Source organism: Streptomyces sparsus, from assembly GCF_054776295.1.
In genome coordinates this window covers 1-1406 of the sequence record NZ_BAAHCA010001129.1, presented here as the reverse complement: position 1 = coordinate 1406, position 1406 = coordinate 1, and the positions used below count along the sequence as shown (strand labels likewise).

Annotated in this window: 2 protein-coding genes; both read right to left on the bottom strand. The window is 75.8% G+C overall.

Features of this window, described 5'->3' with window-relative positions; all coding sequences use genetic code 11:
- A partial coding sequence (locus ACYVE9_RS26870) for a hypothetical protein (RefSeq protein WP_461030496.1) occupies nt 1-476 on the bottom strand: 476 nt, incomplete at its 3' end.
- Nucleotides 473-1406: hydantoinase/oxoprolinase family protein (locus ACYVE9_RS26865; RefSeq protein WP_461030495.1), on the bottom strand; the 934-nt coding region annotated here is incomplete at its 5' end. The genes ACYVE9_RS26870 and ACYVE9_RS26865, both read right to left, overlap by 4 nt.

The following is a 1406-nucleotide window of genomic DNA, read 5'->3' as shown; positions in this document are numbered from 1 at the left end:
CGGCCGACGCGCAGCACGGTGTGGTCGAGTGCGCGGCGCAGCGCGGCCTTCTGCGGGCCGTGGTGCAGCAGCCCGTGGACGGCCTCGTGGTCGAGCGCGGCCCGGCGGACCGAGCCGGCCGGGTACCAGTGCCGCCAGCCGAGCCGGTCGAGCAGTTCCTCGGCGAAGTCGAGGGTGTCGGTGTACAGCTCCACGGTGGCCGGCCGGGACGTGTAGCGGGCCAGCAGCATGCGTGCGGGGTCGAGGCCGCCGGTGCGTTCGGTGACGCGCGGGGTGGGGACGTCGGTCCGCTGCTCCGCCAGCCGGGTTCCGAACTCCTCCGCGGTCCGGGCCCATCGGCGCAGCAGGCCGGGGTCGCGCTCCTCGTGGGTGGGGGTGGCGGCCAGCAGTCGGGCGCCGAACTCGATGTCGTCGATGTCCGCGAGGCGGGCGACAGCGGCGTAGCGGGTTCTCGACAGGGACGTGGCCGCGCTCATGCCCGCACCTCCAGCACCGCGACGACGGGCTCCTGCGGGGGGCGGGAACGCAGTTCGCTGCGCGCCAGGGCCAGCAGGGCCTGGGCGTCGAGCACGCCGGAGAAGTCCGCGATGCGGGAGCCGAGGAGCAGCCGTACGGCCGGGGCGCGGACGCCGCCGTCGCCGTAGGAGGTGGATTCGGTGACGAGCCGGGCCAGCACGTCGGGCGCCTCGGCCACGGTGGTGGCCCGGACCTGCGCGTCCGGTGAGTGCAGCCGGACGACGCCGTCGCTGTCCACCACTCGCACCGGGTGCCGGGAGCGGCGCCGTCGGCGGCGGATCGCGGTGCCGTCCACGGTGTGGGCGGCGGTCGAGGCGAGCTCGCGGACCTGCTCGGGCGGTGTCCGGAGGCTGTCGGCGGCGGCGGTGAGGCGTTCGGCTGCGTCGCTGCGGTGGGCCCGGTCCTGGGTGCGCAGTTCGGTCGCGCCGGTGGCGACGGCCCGTACGGTGCTGGTCTGCGGGTCGACGGTGACCTCCACCTCCACTCCGCCGGCTGCCGCGCCCTGCGCGACGACGGCCTGTTCGGCCTCGTTGCGCACGCCCATGATCTGTTCCTGGGTGGCGCCGGGAATGATGCGCTCGATCTGCTCGCGGACCAGGGCGAGGGCCACCCCGATGGGGCTGATCACTTCGCTGTGGCGTGCGATCCGCCCGGGCCGGTCGGTCGTCGCGGCCAGGTGCGGGGTGACGGAGGCGGCGCCGCCGCCACCGCCGACGAGGACCACGGCGTCCTTGTCGAGCCGGTAGTCCCGGATCATCTTCTCCACGACGTCACCGACCTGTTCGGTGCCCGCGTCGAGGACGCGGGCGGCGGCGGTGGCGACGTCGGTGCCCAGGGCCTCGGCCAGCGGTTCGAGCGCGGCGGTGGCCACCGCGGGGTCGGCGTGCGCG